Source organism: Rhodococcus sp. YH3-3 (assembly GCF_001653035.1).
Classification (GTDB): Bacteria; Actinomycetota; Actinomycetes; order Mycobacteriales; family Mycobacteriaceae; genus Rhodococcus_F; species Rhodococcus_F qingshengii.
The window spans coordinates 18,382-33,285 of the sequence record NZ_BCWH01000004.1; the positions used below are offsets into that span (position 1 = coordinate 18,382).

Sequence of the window (14,904 nt, forward strand, 5' to 3'; positions counted from 1 at the left end):
GGTCTATCCTCGCAATCGCGCAAAACGTTAGCAACTTGCGATTGAAAGCTTGCCGCCATACGCTGACCTCCATCAGGATGGAGTTCGAACGAGAGAGGCTCGCAGTGGGACAGCAAACGAACTGCGCGGAGACGCCGGAGGACTTGGCGGCTTTACGCCGGAGTTCCTGGCGGTCGACTCCGAACACGTTCGTAGCTCGCACGGAGCTCACTTTCCGGAATATCCAGTGCGGCGGCAAGCTTCTGCGCGAAGTTATCGGTCAGCCTGGAGTCGCCTCGTTCGATCGCTCCAACCATCGACGTACTGATGCCGGCCTTTGCGCCCAACTCCGGTTGCGTCAGCCCCTGAAGTACACGCCAGTCTCCTGGGTAACGATCTTCCGGCTTGATGTCGACGAGGTCGGAAACCGTAGCACCGAGAGCCTGGACGACACGCATAAGGACGTCGATTTGAGGGGACTGGCCGCCGGATTCCCACTTGTGGATGGTTTGCAAGGACACATCGGCGATCCGGCCGAGGTCGGGACGAGAAAGACCGTGGGCAGTGCGAAGCTCGACCAGGCGCGCGGGCTCGAAGCCACGCAGCACACGTCGACTCACGCTCACCCTTTTCATCGCACTGCCTTCAGATTCACTAGACACCATGCCCTCCCGCTATTAACATTCGCACATAACTTAAGAATGTAAGTTAGGTTTAAACGTGATAGTGACGTTCGCATACGCGGAACGAACAAAAAAGGGGAAAGGGATGAACTGATGTAACTGGTCCCCTGACTGTTTAGCCACAGTCAGGGGACCATCCAGCCGCCGACCGTTTAGCCACAGTCGGATAGCCGCGGGACTGGTGGGTTAGCCGCCCAACAATCCCATGCAGATATGTGAGGACCTGCAATGAACACGTTAGATGGCGCTAGGGCCGTTCGCCTAGCCGATGCTCATTCCCATGGCCCGAAAGGCAAAATCGACGGTCACGATCGCGTGGCCAGCGGACCTTTCCGTGAAATTCTCGCCAAACATCTTCCAAACGCCGACGGCAAGACTTGCGTGGTCTGTGACTTCACATACACCCCGACCCTCCCGCTTTGCCCGTCCGTCGCTACTGCTCTGCGCGAGCTGTCCCTCGGCGACGCCCGGTCCCATACCCCGAAGTCGACTCTCGCCGGGTACACGACCGTAAAACTGCGTGCGATGGCGAGCAAGCACACCGGCGAGGGCCGGTGCCAGCGCTGCGGATTCATCTACTCCGCTCAGATGCGGAAGTGCCCATCATCGCGCCGCATCACCGCAGAACTCGAAAGCCGCGGCAGCTCGCCTGCGACCCAGCCCCGGGCAGATCAAGGTTTGTGCGCAGGAAAGGGCATGGGTTGGACCGTCAGCGGGCACCAATCAGCACCGTGGAAGCGGGCGATTGCAGCATGCTCGGTATGCCCGCTACTTGCTCAGTGTGCAGTAGAACTCGAGAACAGACTCGCTGTTGGGAAAACAGTTCGCGAGCAGATTCAGGCTGGCCGACTCTTCACCCTCTCCGGCCGGGAGATTCCGACCGCAAAGATCGAAGAGTTCGCCGTTGCTCGGGGCCGGACGAAGAATGCGAAGAGACAAACCCGGAAGCAAAAACCCGCGCCCCCGATAACAGCCCCCACTGCTGTTCCAGCGCTACCCGCCAAGAAATCGCAGCTCTCACTATTCGAAGTAGCGGCAGCATGACGGGCCGCTGGCCTTTCGCACTACTCGACGCACTCGCGCAGGGCATCGTCGAAGCCCCGGCCAGCGACTCCCATCTAGCGGCCGATCGGTGGGCTTGGTTCGCCGACCTCTACGCCGATCGGACGTGGGGACTGGTGGCTGTCATTCCCGAGTTCCCTCGGATCGCAGCTGACCAGGCGGCAATGGCATGCCGTGCTACAGCGATGCAGGCAGCCACGCTTGAACAGTGGTCTGCACTCGAAACCCTCTCCGCTGCAGGCCTTGCCACAGCCGATACCCACAGCTTGAGGATGGCGTGGAACGCGCTCAGTGACACCTGCGTTGATGCGCGCGATCACCTCGCGGGAAATGACTTCGGTGGACTTGAAACCGTGCTCGGTGCCCTCGAAGCTCTTCTCCATCGGCAGCCCGAGACGATCACAGCGACCTTCATCAGCGACGCGTGCGCAGCGTGGGACCGCCAAATCGAATCACGAGATCGGAAGGCAGCATGAACCATCAGATTGCAGCGGACCGCGAAGGACGCACGTGGGTAATCCTCAGCATCGGCAACACCCTGAAAGTCCATCGTCTGAGCGGTACCGCACCCGTAGCTGTGATGGATCTCGCCGAGCTGGTCGACATGTACGGACCGCTGATCCTCTCCCCCACCCACGCTGTGGTTGCCGACGAGTTCGCGTCGATCATCGACATCGTCGACCTGGTCGCATCCGATCCGGAGACCGCCTCAGTGGAGCAGATTCGTATTGTCGCTTCCGTGCTGCGCGGAATCCTCGATCGCCACACGAGCGCGTCTGCGAGCGATCGATGACATTTCTGATTCTCACTGTGGCCCTTGGGCTGGCAGGCGTTGTCGGAGCACTGTTTTCGCTGTCTGAGGCTCACTCATGACGATGCACTACACCATCCCCGGAACGGCACTTGAGCTGCCCCGATGGCTGAATCCGGCTCCGCGTGGCTCCCCGAAAAAGGTGCTTGCGCGTGCTGTGATGTGGGGTGGCTATGTCCATCTACCGAAAGGCTTTTTACGCACCACCGAGTACGCGCATGTGAACGACCTCGATATCTAACTCCATAGCCGCAGTACCACCCCAGATACGACGAAACCCCCTTGCGGGGGTTTGTGAAACAAAGTTCGTCGAGCTAAACGAGAGCCCCTGGCAGGGCTCCGGTCGTAACTGGTGAAGAAGAAGTTTGCCGCTTCAACTTCGGTACTGCATATCCCCGAAGGGACAAAACCGTGCAGGTCTTGTCTCAGGGTAGCTCACACCCTGAACCAGGCACAACAGTTCACAAAAACAGTACTTTCGGCGCGTCGGATACCGACGCAGCCGCTAAGAGTGCTGCCGGACCCACGACAGAAGACACCGACGCATGGGCCGTAGCAGTACGTGAGGCCACCGAAAACGTCGCCCGCATCGAAGCCCTGAACGCCGAAAGCGGGCAGCGCGGAAACTCCTGGGCTCTACCGGTAGCCACCGGCAAGTACGCCCGAACCCCCATCTGGACGAGCCGAGCCCAATGGCAGCACCAAGTCCGAACCCTGCTCAACTCCCCCACCGGCACCGAACTCTGCAAAACTCACACCGTCAGCACCGAAGCAGCATTCGCTGTCGCCGTCACCCACGCTTCCCTGGCAGAGGGAAAGACCGGGCGCGGCGTCACCGCGTCACGCGAGAGGATCGCCAACCGCGCCGGAGTCAGCGTCACTGTCGTCAAACGAGCCAGGCGCGTCCTGGGCGCTCTCGGCATGGCCGTCGAACAAGAGCGAGGCCGTTACCTCACCACCTTCGAATCGATGGCCGCAGAAGCGCACCACGGGCACAGACAGTTCCGAGCAGCCTCTGTCTGGGCACTGATCTCACCCCGCACCGCCGTCACAACCATCACCGCACCCTTCACGAAGTCCAGAAAACCCTCTCGCGCAACACTTCGCACCGCCGCGCACCGCGCCCGCACAGCGCCGCGGACTTCTCCACACACCGGCGGCCGTGGCCCCCTATCCCCTCTGGGGGATTTGTTCTTCAATCTCTTGTTTTGAAGTTCTCACCAACGCACGCGCACACGCGAGCGGGCAAACCGGAGAACACACAAAGATCCACACCGCGTCCAATCGAGTTGCAACGCACCGCCGCCCAGCTGATTGCTCACATCCCGGCGCTGAAAACTGTCAGGCACGTCGGGCGGATCTGCGACGTCCTGGTCAACACCGACATCGACATCACTCGATGGACCGGTCGCGACATCGCCCGCGAACTCACCGCAGACACCCAATCCCGGGGCTGGGTCTGGCCGACACAACTCACACGCCCGACTGCGTTCCTGCGCTGGCGACTGGCACAGATCGACTGGTCGAAGCTTTCCCCGGCCGAACGTGCCCGTGAGAACGATCGAGCCCGACTGGCAGAACAAGCAGCGCGTCGGTGCGAGGCCCGTGAGCGGGATTCACACGTTGCTCACGCTCACACTCGTGTCGAGATCATGCGGCAGTTGCGGGAGCAGCTCTCGACGAAGACACCCGCGTGAGTTCGAGCTATCCATCAGTCGGCGGCTGCAAGATCTTCGTCGTCGGCAAAAATCAGTCTTCCGTCATCGAGTGCGATTGCCCACCGATGTACCGGGGCCCAATCGCGTCCCACGGACTCCGAATCGATGACCATGTCCGCGTAGTCCTCGATCACCACACCGGTATATGCCACGCCGCCGCTGCCGGGACCGGGCACAGTGACCTTGACCCGAGAGCCAACACCCGTCGCGGCATTGGTTTCACCGTTCTCTTCGTTCATTCTCGGATTCTCCCCGACCACACCTACTCGCGCGCACCATCCGTCACACACTCGCGACGGAAGTACCGTGGTAGGCGGTGACGGAGTCAGAGCAAAGGCCCTACAGACAACACCAACGCCGTCCCGGAACCGGGGCGGCGTTGGTTCTTTTCAGGATGCGACCGAACAGTACCGGCCGAGCATTGAATTGAGAGGTCAGCTGGCGATGAGGCGCCGCTCACCACTGGTTTTGAGCTGAGCCAATCTCTTGATCTGAGGCTTCGACGCCCTCTTCAACTTCTTGTCGATGATCAACTTGGTCCGCGCCGCATTGATCTGCGCGTCAGTGACATGCGCCGCGCCTTGTGGTGTCGAGTCCGTCATGACTGATCCTCCGAGTCTTCACTGTCAGTATCGCCCAATGCGAGCACTTCATCAAGAATGACGTCAGCGGCGGCCAACTCATCCGGACCAGCAAGAGTGCTGGTCACCATCTTCCGCACCATGAGAACACCGATGTTGGCGCGGCGCTCGTTACTCTCGTCCAAAGCAAGCTCAGCGGCGTACTGAAACCGCCGCCACCACTCTTCACGTTTAGCCTGCAGCTCACGCTGATCGGTTGCACCGGTGTTCGCTTTCCACACCAAGAATCCCGTGATCAGAGCAACGATCAAGGTAAGCGAACTCAAGATGATCTGGGCGACCGGCACGGCACCGAGTCTTCCACAACTGACCCGCTCGTCGATTCTTACCGCCACCCATATCCGGCATCAGTCACCAACACTCCTCGGACGCCAGCCGTTCAAGCCTGCGATGAACGGCGGGACCGAGCGCGACCACCTACCGCAGCGGCGCTCGATAGTAGACTGGTGCGACGACCAGCGGTGACGTGAAGGTGCAGTTCCCGAAACTGCGGTCCGGGTCGTTCTTCCCCGAGTCTGCTCGCTCTCGTGAAGGTCATCAGCGCGTATCGATTCCTGCCTTCGCGTCAACCGGCGTGTCGATCGACGGCACCAGAGAAGTGTTGGGTACTGAGGGTGGCGATTCCGAATCGCCCGATTTCTGGCGGGAGTTCCTGACGGGGTTGAAAGCCCGGGATTGTCGGATGTACATCTGGTGTCTTTCGGCCTCGAAGTCCACGTGAGCATGGTCGGCGTCCTCGATGACCGGGTGCCTCTGGCACGCGCCGAAGCACGGTGGTCCACGCAGGGCATGAAGTCAGCAGCGCTGAAGGTCGCGTTGGTTAGTCCAAATATCCACCCACTGGCCTCTGACGTTCACAAAGGTGACGAAGCAACATCACGCGCTGAAAGATGTTGTCGTTGAAGTCAACCGGCAATAGGGAAGACAGGCTACGCCTGCACGCTGTCGCCACATGCACGCCACCGACAATCCGCGTCGAGGACGTCCAAGCCGCCGTGAACGCCAAACCTACAGGCACGATCATCGGCGTGCACCTGCGGCTTCGAACTCTCGCTCTACCGTGGCGTGTCGCACCCAACTGGAAGTGGCCTACTTCCGGGGGCGAACCCTCTGAACCTAACCCTGAAGTAGTGCTGTTCTCGCCTCAGCGTATTCGCCGCTGAGTCGTTCAACGATCTCGGAAGCCGACGTGACTTTTTCGACTGCACCGATGCCCTGTCCCGCCCCCCAGATATCTCGCCATGCCTTCGCCCCGGATGTGGCGCTCGTCAGCGACTCGTCGGCGGCAAAGTTCATAGAGGCGGGCTTCGAAGTTGCGAGGTCATTCGGGTCGAGGCCGACTGCCTCGATACTGCCGCGAAGATAGTTCCCATGTATTCCTGTGAAGAGATTGGAGTGAATGATATCTTCGGCGGTCGAGTCGACAATCATTTGCTTGTACCTCGGGTCGGCCGTGGCTTCCGTTGAAGCTATGAACGCGGACCCGACGTAAGCGAGATCAGCTCCTGCTGCCTGAGCAGCAAGAACCGATCGACCGTGGGCTATCGAGCCTGAAAGCAGCAGAGGTCCACCAAACCAAGCGCGGATCTCCTGAATCAGCGCGAATGGGGATTGCATGCCGGCATGCCCGCCAGCACCTGCTGCCACAGCGATGAGTCCATCAGCTCCCTTCTCGACCGCTTTCCTGGCGAAAGTGTTGTTGATGACGTCATGCAAAACGATGCCACCATAGGAATGGACCGCCTCGTTGACGTCGACGCGCGCGCCCAGAGAAGTAATCACGATCGGGACTTTGAACTCGACAACGGTTGCTAGATCTTCTTCGAGTCGGTCGTTGCTTTTGTGGACGATGAGGTTGACCGCGTATGGCGCGGAGGGAGTCTCAGGATTAGTGGCATCGTGTTTGGCGAGCTCATCGATGATCCGGATCAGCCATTCACGCAAGACCACTTGGGGACGCGCATTCAGCGAGGGGAACGATCCAACGATGCCAGCGGCGCATTGGTTGATCACCAGGTCCGGCCCAGAGACGATGAACATCGGCGATGCGACTACGGGCAGCCGAAGCCGGTCCTGCAGGACAGGAGGAAGCGTCATGAGTGAATCCTTTTTTCGGTGGTATTTGATCGGGTCCGCACAATGACCTGCAGCAGTGTTCGTGCTTGCCCAACAGCAAGCACACACTGCCTTAGGTCAGTCTGTTGGACCGGCGCCGCGTGCTCCGCGACATAAGCACATCGGGGGGTCTAGGCGCGGCGCCAGAGGGGCGAGATGCCTGCGAGGTCGCTCAAGTGATCGGATGCCCTGACCTCGCCAAAGTGCGTCAAAACAATCTGCGCAGTATTCGCTTCGCTCCATCGGTATAGGGCGGGTAGATCACCTGGAAGTCAGGTTTGAGGGTCTTTGCCAGCACTGCCTTTCGGTGGCTCAAAGCTTGAAACCCCCACTCGCCGTGATACGCCCCCATTCCACTCGCACCGACACCGCCGAAAGGCAGGGAAGGCACAAGGCAGTGCAGCGCAACATGATTGATTACAGCGCCACCCGCAGGGATACTGTCGATCAGCTGCCGCCCGAGTGACCTTGATGCTGTGAATACATAGAGTCCGAGGGGCTTTGGCCTGTTGTTGACAAATGTCACGGCCTCTTCGATTTCGTCGAACGACATCACGGGCAGAATCGGCCCGAAGATTTCGTCGCGCATTGCCGGTTCATCAGGATTCGGGTCGACAATTACCGTTCGCTCGATAGTCAACGCTTGACGATCAGTCCCCCCACCGGTTGCAATCACACCCTCGGTAGCCGCGATATATCCAGCTAGACGGTCGAATTGACGTTCATTGACGATCCGCAGTCCGTCAGGTTCATCGCCCTGGAAGGCCGCAAGGGTGTCAACGATCTTGCCGACCAACGTATCCCGGACCGAAGCATCTACAAGAACATAGTCAGGTGCGATGCACGTCTGCCCTGAATTCAGCATCTTCACCCAAGCAATCCGCCGCGCCACGATATCCAGGTCGGCATCGGCGGCAACTATGACCGGACTCTTGCCACCCAGTTCGAGAGTTACAGGCGTCAAGGTCGGAGCAGCGGCCGCCATGATCTTCCTGCCGATCTCTGTTCCACCAGTAAACAAGGCGTGATCGAAGCCAAGTGCCAACAAGTCCTGTGTCGTCTGACCGTCGCCCTCTACTACCAGAATCGCTTCAGGGTCCAGGTACTCGGGAATCAGCCGCGCCAACAACGAAGAGGTCGCCGGAGCTAACTCCGATGGCTTCACTACAGCACAGTTTCCTGCGGCGATCGCCGCGACCAGGGGCGAAAGCGTGAGGTACACGGGGTAGTTCCACGGCCCGATCACGAGGATCAACCCAAGCGGCTCGTACTGCACCCATGCTGAACCTGGCATTTGGTTGAGCGGTATCCGCTGCCGCTTCGGTCTCATCCAACGACGTAACCGCTTTATCGCGAAGTCGACCTCCCCTTTCGTCGAGGTGAGGTCACCAAGCCATGCCTCCACTGCAGAACGTCCCAGGTCTTGGGCGAGTGCGGCCGCGATCTCGTTCTCGCGCTCGGTGACCAGCCGAGCAATTCCGTCGAGTTGCTCGAGACGCCATTCGATTCTTTTCGTTCGCCCAGATGCGAAGACGCGACGTACTTCGGAAAAGCGCTCAGAGAGATCCGGTGAAGTCTCCGTTACATGTGCAGTCATCGCACGCGCTCAGAACTCGGGAGTCGGTACGCTGCCGGACAAGACAGCGCCGCCTGTGCCGCCGTCCACCGTGATTGTTTCCCCGTTCACCCAGCGGGCAGCATCCGAGGCCAAGAACAGCACTACATCGGCGATGTCCTCTGGGAGTGCGTGCCGTCCGAGCAATGTTTCGAGGCCGTCGATGGTGTCCTGGCCCATGGACTCGCGAAAGTCCGCCAAGATTGGTGTCTGGACTGGCCCAGGCAGCACCGCGTTGATCCGAAATCCCATCTCATGGACCGCCAGGCCCATCGACATGACATAGACGGTAGTGACTTCCTTGGAGAAGTTGTACGCGTTGCCTTCCTGCGGATGTTCCTTGAACCACTGTGCGCCCTCGTCGAAGGTGTCCGTGGCCAGGACCTCCCGAATGGTGTCGAGTCGTTGAGGCCATCCGAACCCTGCTGTGGAGGAGACAACGACAATATTTCCTCCCTCGGTCAGCCGTTCAAGGAATGCCTCAGCGAGATGCCGTACAGCAAGGGAGTTTACGGCGAACACCAGATCAGCTGGTGCAGTGCCGGGAATCCCGGCGACATTGAGTAGCGCATCGAACTTACCCTCAAGGCTCTCGAGAGCTACGTCGATATTGTTGGGCGAAGCAAGATCGACCTGAATATGCTCGGTTACTGCGGCGGTAGGGGTGTTTCGGTCGAGGCTGTATACCTCTGCGCCTGCCGCGAGGAGTTTCTCGGCAACCGAATGCCCTATTCCTGATGCAGCTCCAGTTACGACATAGCGTTTTCCTGCATATTCTGACATTGTGATGACCTTTCGAGCACTCAGAGCGAGTAAGGCATTGATTTGACAGCGCGAACGAAATTGCCTGTCAGATAAGTGGGTTCGCCGAGATGCAGCGTCGGCGCCCGGTGCAGTAGCTGGTCGAAGATCTCCCGCAGCTGCATCTTGGCGACGAAGTTCCCCATGCAGAAGTGTGGGCCACCGCCACCAAAACCTTGGTGTGGATTCGGATTTCGACTCAGGTCGAATACGTCGGGTCGGTCGAAGACCTTTGCGTCACGGTTTCCCGAGGAGTAGATCATCGCCACCCATTCCCCCGCAGCGATCGTTTGTCCGCCGAGTACGGTTTCCTGGGTGGCCGTGCGCCGGAACGACATGACTGGTGATACGAAACGAACAAATTCTTCGATCGCTGTACCAATTCGTCCATCGAAGTCTCCGAGAAGGTAGCTTCGCTGTTCCGGGAACTGCTGAAATGCTCTCTGCGTCAGACTGATCGTGTTGCGAGTTGTGTCATTTCCGGCAACTGACAAGAGTACGAAGAATGAGCCGATTTCCTCGTCGGTGAGCTTGGTGCCGTCGACCTCGGCGTTGACGAGATTGGTCATCAGGTCGTTCCGTGGGTTTTCTCGGCGTTCGGCAGCAAGTTCCATTCCGAGCATCAGCAGATTCACCAAAGCGTCGTTGAGAACTTCGCCGGGTTCACGACCGGCGGCAACGTCCTCGTCGGCCCAGGAGACCATTCCGTCTGCGTGATGGGCCGCTTCGTTTCGTTTGTCTTCGTCGTCGAGACCCATCATCTCGTAGATCGTCCACATCGGGAGTCGCTTCGACACCTGGGTGACGAAATCGCCTTCTGTGGTTGTCAACAGATCATCGACAATTGTCGAAGCCTGACGTTTGATCTGATCGTGGATTTTTGCGACCTGCTTCGGAGTGAACGCGGCACTGACCAACTTACGTAGTGCTCCATGGCGAGGCGCATCCATCCCGAGGAACGAGCCGGCGGCCTCGAGAATATCGTCCGGCACTTCCTCGAACTGAAATCCTTGGCCCGAACAGAACAATTCGGGGTGTTTGCTTACTTCAGCAATCAAGTCGTGTGTTGTGCACACCCAGACTCCGTCATTCTCCGGCGGCATCAGGGCTCCCTCGAGCGGGGGATGCCAGCTGATCGGCCGCTGCTCGCGGAGCTGACGAAAGGTCTCTTCGCGTTCTTCTGCTGTTGCTCCCCAGAACGCCACAGGGGAAATCGACAGGGGATCGTATTCCCGAATGGGTGGTTGAAGTGTCGATGTCATTGTCTCAAACTCCTTGAGCGAGATAGGTTTTTTCGAGCTCACGCTTGACAAGCTTTCCCGTAGGCGTTCGGGGTAGATCGTCGACGAAGTCCACGGTGCGGGGCGCTTTGAAATGCGCGATCCGCTCACGGACGTAGCAGATGATCTCGTCTGCGAGCTGATCTGAGGGGATCACGCCGTTCTTCAGCTGGACGACAGCCTTCACGGACTGGCCCATCTCGGCGTCTGGTACGCCGATGACTGCGACGTCGTAGATCTTTTCGTGCAGTGTCAATACGTTTTCGATCTCTTGCGGATAGATATTGACACCGCCGGAGATGATGACGAATGACTTCCGGTCCGTGAGGAAGAGGTACCCATCCTCGTCGACGTATCCGAGGTCGCCCACAGAAGTCCAGTTGGGATGATGGGGGTGCCTTGCAGCCTCGGTCTTCTCGGGGTCGTTGTGATAGGTGAACGGCATGGATTCTCGCTCGAAGTACACTGATCCGACTTGGCCTGCAGGAAGTTCCGCTCCGTCGTCATCACAAATGTGCAGTTGGCCGATGACCGGCTTGCCCACCGAGCCGCGCTTAATCAGCCACTCCGGCGTGGATACAAAGCACATCCCGTGTTGCTCGGTGGACCCGTAGTACTCGAACACAACAGGGCCCCACCAGTCGATCATCGCCTGCTTCACCTCGGGTGGGCACGGCGCCGCAGCATGCACGGCAAGTCGCAAAGATTTTGGGTCGTAAGCGTTACGCGTCTCGGCCGGCAGCTGCAGCATGCGTACAAACATTGTCGGTACAAATTGCGCGATGGTCACCTTGTACTTCTCGATGGCCGAGAGTGCGCCCTCGGCATCGAATTTCTTCATCATCACCACTGTGCCACCGAGAGCGTGGATCGCGCCTGACCATTTCAACGGTGCAGCATGGTAAATCGGCGCAGGTTGAAGGTAGACGTCGTCGGGACCCACTTTGAAGACGTGCGCCAACAATCCCGTCACCGGGTCGCCGGGCTCGGAAACATCGATCGGCAGCAGCGCTGCGCGAACACCTTTCGGCCGCCCCGTCGTGCCCGAAGAGTACATCATGTCTGCGCCGCGGGGTCTCTGCGTCAAAGGCGCATGCGCTGATTCCACTAGCTCCTCGTACGACTCGTAGCCGGCGATTCTTCCGCCGAAACTGTAAGCGTAGGCAACTGTTGGGAGCAGTTCTCGTACTTTCGACGCCAGATCCGAAATTTCGGCGGAAGCGAAAAGGACCTTGGCATTGGAATCGTCGACTATGTAGGCCACTTCGTCGGCCGAGAGGTTTCGGTTGACTGGCGTAATGTAGAGGCCTGATTGCATTGTTGCCCAGTAGATTTCGAAGACCTCGGCTGCGTTGTCCGCAAGGACAGCAACGCCATCGCCTTTTCGGAGGCCGAGTTCATGCAATGCGGAAGCCAATGAACTCGACCTCGCATCGAGCTGTCCGTATGTGAGCGTCTGACCACTGTCCGCAATGATGACGGCTGGCTTGTCGGGTGTCGTCTGTGAATGAGCGCCGGGATACATGGGTCTGCTTCCTGATCAGGCGATGAGATCGGCGCGGGAATCGGCCTGGAGAGTTGCGATGTAGCGGGGGTAGAGCTTTTTACCGAGGGGCGCCAGCTTGAGTAGCGCTGCCACGTTCCCTTCCACCTTGATCTTGCTTTTTGCCATCGCCAACGGGAGATTGACCTTGCCTTGCCAGTACGCATTGCCGGTTTCTGCAGTCATTGTCATCGAGGCGGTGCATGCGGAGCCCAATTCCCCCTCGGTTACCTCACCTGTCGTCGTGTCGATGAGGATGATCGCATCAGGGGCCGTGTAGATCGTCTTCAGGACGATGCCAGTGGCGCCGAGTTTGGGACCGATCTCCGGATCGGCGAAAGCCACCTCGAAAACCCCTCCGAGGTACTTGCGGACTTCTGCTGCGTCTTTGAACGCCATGCACTTCCTCCTATAGATCAGCGATCTGTGAGACTTTTTTATTCTCAAATCGAATAAAATTTGAGACTTAGCAAGTAGGACAGCGGTTACGGGCTTGCTGTAGCTCATGCGCCGCATGTCACATGCAAACATAACTCTACTTATAATGGAATGCAAGGGTCGCGTTGACTCAACCAAAGTGCGCGCGCAACCAGCCGCCTCCCGTGAGTGCTGTCCCCTGCGCGATGGGCTCCGACGATGGACCTGTCGATGAGTCAGCGCAAGGCCGTGACCAAGGCGATCACGACCCTCTACAAGCGGGCGAACAAGGCCGACACGGGCCTGGTCCTCGACCGCAGAGAGGTACGGGTCGGAAGTAATCGATCGATCACGTCCATCGATTGATCTCTGGACGATGGTCACGGTGTGTCGTCAGGTCTGCTTGTAGGAAAATCAATCCGCGGCATCCGTACGCGCCCGTACGCATCGTTGACGGACTGGATCGGATGGTCGCCGCAGTTCTGCAGGGCAGAGGGCAGCCTATTCTTGTCCAGCCCGGTTGCCTCGCATCAATATGCCCGCGCAACTTTTTACCGCGCAGCTGGTCACCGACGAAAGGACGTACCATCGGATGGTGCGCCCGCAGCCGTCACGATCCCCGAAACCACTGCCAGAAGCCGTCAGGTCGGGCAACGACCTCAGGCGACCCTTCTTCGAGCATGCGTTGTGGCTCCTTGCAACTGAGGGCTACGGGGGTCTCAAGTTAGCGCCGTTGTGCAAACGAGCAGGGGTGACAACGGGCGCTTTCTACTACAGCTTCGGCAGCTGGAAGGATTTCACGAGACAATTGCTCGCGTACTGGCACGCAGAGCGCACGACTCGACTTGTCGAGGCTGCCTCGACTCAATCAGACCCCGTCGAGCGCCTCGAATTGTTGCTCGCAGCTGTTCAAGAGTTGCCCCATAGAGCCGAAGCCGCAATTCGAGCCTGGTCTTCAGCTGACCCAGAGGCCGCGCATGTCCAGCGAGCAGTCGATCACGACAGATTCGAGGTCGCAGAACAAGCGTTCAGGCATATTCTTGCCGACGCATCTTTGGCTCGCCGCTATGCTCGCGCCGGTGTAGCGCTTCTGATCGGTTTCGAATACGACGAGGACGGGTTGAATTCAGGGGATCTCGCTTGGTCACTTCGGCTCCTACTCGATTCCGCACGAAATCACGCAGGCCGATAACCCCGCTATCTACATGCTGAGGCGCCGGCCACTGAGTATTGACCTTCTTCGAGTGACTGCATGACCACTTCACGAGCTTTTGGCGGCAACGTGTGCAGGTTCTGCGCTACGCGGTCCTGGCGCCGTGCCACGGCTTGGCGGAGGGGCTTGCCGGGTGTTGCCTTCATTTGTGGAACGATGCCCTCGATGTCCTCGACACCTCCAGCGTGGTGACCGGAGTCGACCATAGCTTGCTCTGCGGCTCGGGTAGCCTCGTCTTTTTCTTCGGACATTCCGATCGGACCGATCATTGTCCCGTTGAGGAACTGCTTGACAACGGGCTCCTCCGAGGTGAGAAGCACTTCACGAGGCCCGAACATCACGAGTCTGCGTCGAAACAGCATGCCGATGTTGTCCGGAACAGTGCGAGCGAGGTTGATGTTGTGCGAGACGATAAGGATCGTCGCGTCGGTCTCGGCATTGATGTCAATGAGCGTCTGACTGATGTAAGTAGTGCGCACGGGGTCCAGGCCGGAATCCGGTTCGTCCACGAGAATGATCTGCGGATCGAGAACGAGTGCCCGGGCGAGGCCGGCTCGTTTCCGCATACCTCCGGATATCTCACCGGGAAGCTTCCCCTCGGCGCCGATCAGGCCGGTGAGTTCGAGTTTCTCCATCACAACCTGTCGGACTTCTGTCTCCGATTTTTTGGTGTGCTCTCGCAACGGGAAGGCGATGTTGTCGTAGAGATTCATCGAACCGAAGAGCGCGCCGTCCTGGAACAGAACACCGAACAGCTTTCGAATTTCGTACAGATCTTTCGACGAGCATTGGAGGATATCTGTTCCGTCGATGATGATCTGGCCTTCTTCGGGGCGGAGGAGCCCTATCAACGATTTCAAGAAGACAGATTTTCCGGTCCCCGATGGCCCGAGTAGGGCGCTTACTTCGCCGGCAGGAAGGGTCAGCGACACATCCTGCCAAATCTTCTGTGAGCCAAACGACTTGGTCAGATTGGATACAGCTACTTCTACTCCCATGGGGACACACCTGTTCTTCGCTTCAGCT

17 protein-coding genes and 1 pseudogene are annotated in these 14,904 nt (G+C 58.8%); 7 read left to right on the forward strand and 11 right to left on the reverse strand.

Features of this window, described 5'->3' with window-relative positions; all coding sequences use genetic code 11:
• Positions 1-152: 152 nt before the first annotated feature.
• Positions 153-599, reverse strand: coding sequence for a helix-turn-helix transcriptional regulator (locus YH3_RS31365; protein WP_238592742.1), 447 nt, complete (start codon positions 597-599; stop codon positions 153-155).
• Between the two features lie 1,103 nt (positions 600-1,702).
• On the opposite strand from YH3_RS31365, the gene YH3_RS31380 reads away from it, so the two are divergent.
• The 4 genes from YH3_RS31380 to YH3_RS31400 all read left to right on the forward strand — a co-directional run bounded on the left by YH3_RS31380 (position 1,703) and on the right by YH3_RS31400 (position 4,232).
• The gene (locus YH3_RS31380; RefSeq protein WP_064444705.1) at positions 1,703-2,200 is read left to right on the forward strand and encodes a hypothetical protein; all 498 of its coding nucleotides are present in this window, start codon (positions 1,703-1,705) and stop codon (positions 2,198-2,200) included.
• Positions 2,197-2,517 (forward strand): hypothetical protein, encoded by a 321-nt coding sequence (locus YH3_RS31385; protein WP_064444706.1) that lies wholly within the window; start codon positions 2,197-2,199, stop codon positions 2,515-2,517. Before YH3_RS31380 ends, YH3_RS31385 begins: the two co-directional genes overlap by 4 nt.
• A 429-nt stretch (positions 2,518-2,946) precedes the next feature.
• Positions 2,947-3,747, forward strand: a complete 801-nt coding sequence (locus tag YH3_RS31395; protein ID WP_064444708.1) for a hypothetical protein — start codon at positions 2,947-2,949, stop codon at positions 3,745-3,747.
• Positions 3,744-4,232, forward strand: a complete 489-nt coding sequence (locus tag YH3_RS31400) for a hypothetical protein (RefSeq protein WP_154100384.1) — start codon at positions 3,744-3,746, stop codon at positions 4,230-4,232. The genes YH3_RS31395 and YH3_RS31400 overlap by 4 nt, the downstream gene beginning before the upstream one ends.
• A gap of 14 nt (positions 4,233-4,246) precedes the next feature.
• Here YH3_RS31400 and YH3_RS31405 read toward each other — a convergent pair whose 3' ends face one another.
• From YH3_RS31405 to YH3_RS31410, 3 genes are all read right to left on the reverse strand, one after another.
• Positions 4,247-4,492 (reverse strand): hypothetical protein, encoded by a 246-nt coding sequence (locus YH3_RS31405; protein ID WP_154100385.1) that lies wholly within the window; start codon positions 4,490-4,492, stop codon positions 4,247-4,249.
• A gap of 195 nt (positions 4,493-4,687) precedes the next feature.
• Positions 4,688-4,855: a hypothetical protein gene (locus YH3_RS36300; RefSeq protein ID WP_193777217.1), complete on the reverse strand. Its 168-nt coding sequence runs from the start codon at positions 4,853-4,855 to the stop codon at positions 4,688-4,690.
• On the reverse strand, positions 4,852-5,181 hold the full coding sequence (locus YH3_RS31410) for a hypothetical protein (protein ID WP_064444710.1): 330 nt from the start codon (positions 5,179-5,181) through the stop codon (positions 4,852-4,854). Before YH3_RS31410 ends, YH3_RS36300 begins: the two co-directional genes overlap by 4 nt.
• Before the next feature lie 278 nt (positions 5,182-5,459).
• Between YH3_RS31410 and YH3_RS37435 the strand changes: the two are divergent.
• Positions 5,460-5,567 (forward strand): annotated as a pseudogene (locus YH3_RS37435) (transposase); the annotation flags it as partial.
• A gap of 443 nt (positions 5,568-6,010) precedes the next feature.
• Here the strand turns inward: YH3_RS37435 and YH3_RS31425 are convergent.
• The 6 genes from YH3_RS31425 to YH3_RS31450 form a co-directional block, all read right to left on the reverse strand.
• On the reverse strand, positions 6,011-6,991 hold the full coding sequence (locus tag YH3_RS31425; RefSeq protein WP_064444713.1) for a nitronate monooxygenase family protein: 981 nt from the start codon (positions 6,989-6,991) through the stop codon (positions 6,011-6,013).
• Between the two features lie 226 nt (positions 6,992-7,217).
• Positions 7,218-8,606, reverse strand: coding sequence for an aldehyde dehydrogenase family protein (locus tag YH3_RS31430; protein WP_064444714.1), 1,389 nt, complete (start codon positions 8,604-8,606; stop codon positions 7,218-7,220).
• Between the two features lie 9 nt (positions 8,607-8,615).
• Positions 8,616-9,407, reverse strand: a complete 792-nt coding sequence (locus YH3_RS31435) for a coniferyl-alcohol dehydrogenase (RefSeq protein ID WP_064444715.1) — start codon at positions 9,405-9,407, stop codon at positions 8,616-8,618.
• A 20-nt stretch (positions 9,408-9,427) separates the two neighbouring features.
• Positions 9,428-10,687 (reverse strand): cytochrome P450, encoded by a 1,260-nt coding sequence (locus YH3_RS31440; RefSeq protein WP_064444716.1) that lies wholly within the window; start codon positions 10,685-10,687, stop codon positions 9,428-9,430.
• A gap of 4 nt (positions 10,688-10,691) precedes the next feature.
• Positions 10,692-12,230, reverse strand: a complete 1,539-nt coding sequence (locus tag YH3_RS31445; RefSeq protein WP_064444717.1) for an acyl-CoA synthetase — start codon at positions 12,228-12,230, stop codon at positions 10,692-10,694.
• Between the two features lie 15 nt (positions 12,231-12,245).
• Positions 12,246-12,647 carry a hypothetical protein gene (locus YH3_RS31450; protein WP_064444718.1) on the reverse strand — a complete coding sequence of 134 codons (402 nt, stop codon included), beginning with the start codon at positions 12,645-12,647 and terminating at the stop codon, positions 12,246-12,248.
• A gap of 249 nt (positions 12,648-12,896) precedes the next feature.
• On the opposite strand from YH3_RS31450, the gene YH3_RS37205 reads away from it, so the two are divergent.
• Complete coding sequence (locus tag YH3_RS37205; RefSeq protein WP_274522702.1) at positions 12,897-13,031, forward strand: hypothetical protein; 135 nt, start codon at positions 12,897-12,899, stop codon at positions 13,029-13,031.
• Positions 13,032-13,257: 226 nt separating this feature from the next.
• Positions 13,258-13,857, forward strand: a complete 600-nt coding sequence (locus tag YH3_RS31455; RefSeq protein ID WP_193777218.1) for a TetR/AcrR family transcriptional regulator — start codon at positions 13,258-13,260, stop codon at positions 13,855-13,857.
• 5 nt (positions 13,858-13,862) lie between these two features.
• On the opposite strand, the gene YH3_RS31460 is transcribed toward YH3_RS31455, so the two are convergent.
• A complete protein-coding gene (locus tag YH3_RS31460) occupies positions 13,863-14,876 on the reverse strand; it encodes an ABC transporter ATP-binding protein (RefSeq protein WP_064444719.1) in 1,014 nt (337 codons plus the stop codon).
• Positions 14,877-14,904: the final 28 nt, after the last annotated feature.

Bases quoted from the DNA above. Each gene is read 5' to 3' on its own strand.
- YH3_RS31440 (WP_064444716.1), bottom strand. From the start codon at position 10,687: ATGACATCGACACTTCAACCACCCATTCGGGAATACGATCCCCTGTCG.
- YH3_RS37205 (WP_274522702.1), top strand. From the start codon at position 12,897: ATGAGTCAGCGCAAGGCCGTGACCAAGGCGATCACGACCCTCTACAAG.
- YH3_RS31455 (WP_193777218.1), top strand. From the start codon at position 13,258: ATGGTGCGCCCGCAGCCGTCACGATCCCCGAAACCACTGCCAGAAGCC.
- YH3_RS31450 (WP_064444718.1), bottom strand. From the start codon at position 12,647: ATGGCGTTCAAAGACGCAGCAGAAGTCCGCAAGTACCTCGGAGGGGTT.
- YH3_RS31380 (WP_064444705.1), top strand. From the start codon at position 1,703: ATGACGGGCCGCTGGCCTTTCGCACTACTCGACGCACTCGCGCAGGGC.
- YH3_RS31385 (WP_064444706.1), top strand. From the start codon at position 2,197: ATGAACCATCAGATTGCAGCGGACCGCGAAGGACGCACGTGGGTAATC.
- YH3_RS31425 (WP_064444713.1), bottom strand. From the start codon at position 6,991: ATGACGCTTCCTCCTGTCCTGCAGGACCGGCTTCGGCTGCCCGTAGTC.
- YH3_RS36300 (WP_193777217.1), bottom strand. From the start codon at position 4,855: ATGACGGACTCGACACCACAAGGCGCGGCGCATGTCACTGACGCGCAG.
- YH3_RS31435 (WP_064444715.1), bottom strand. From the start codon at position 9,407: ATGTCAGAATATGCAGGAAAACGCTATGTCGTAACTGGAGCTGCATCA.
- YH3_RS31445 (WP_064444717.1), bottom strand. From the start codon at position 12,230: ATGTATCCCGGCGCTCATTCACAGACGACACCCGACAAGCCAGCCGTC.
- YH3_RS31405 (WP_154100385.1), bottom strand. From the start codon at position 4,492: ATGAACGAAGAGAACGGTGAAACCAATGCCGCGACGGGTGTTGGCTCT.
- YH3_RS31430 (WP_064444714.1), bottom strand. From the start codon at position 8,606: ATGACTGCACATGTAACGGAGACTTCACCGGATCTCTCTGAGCGCTTT.
- YH3_RS31460 (WP_064444719.1), bottom strand. From the start codon at position 14,876: ATGGGAGTAGAAGTAGCTGTATCCAATCTGACCAAGTCGTTTGGCTCA.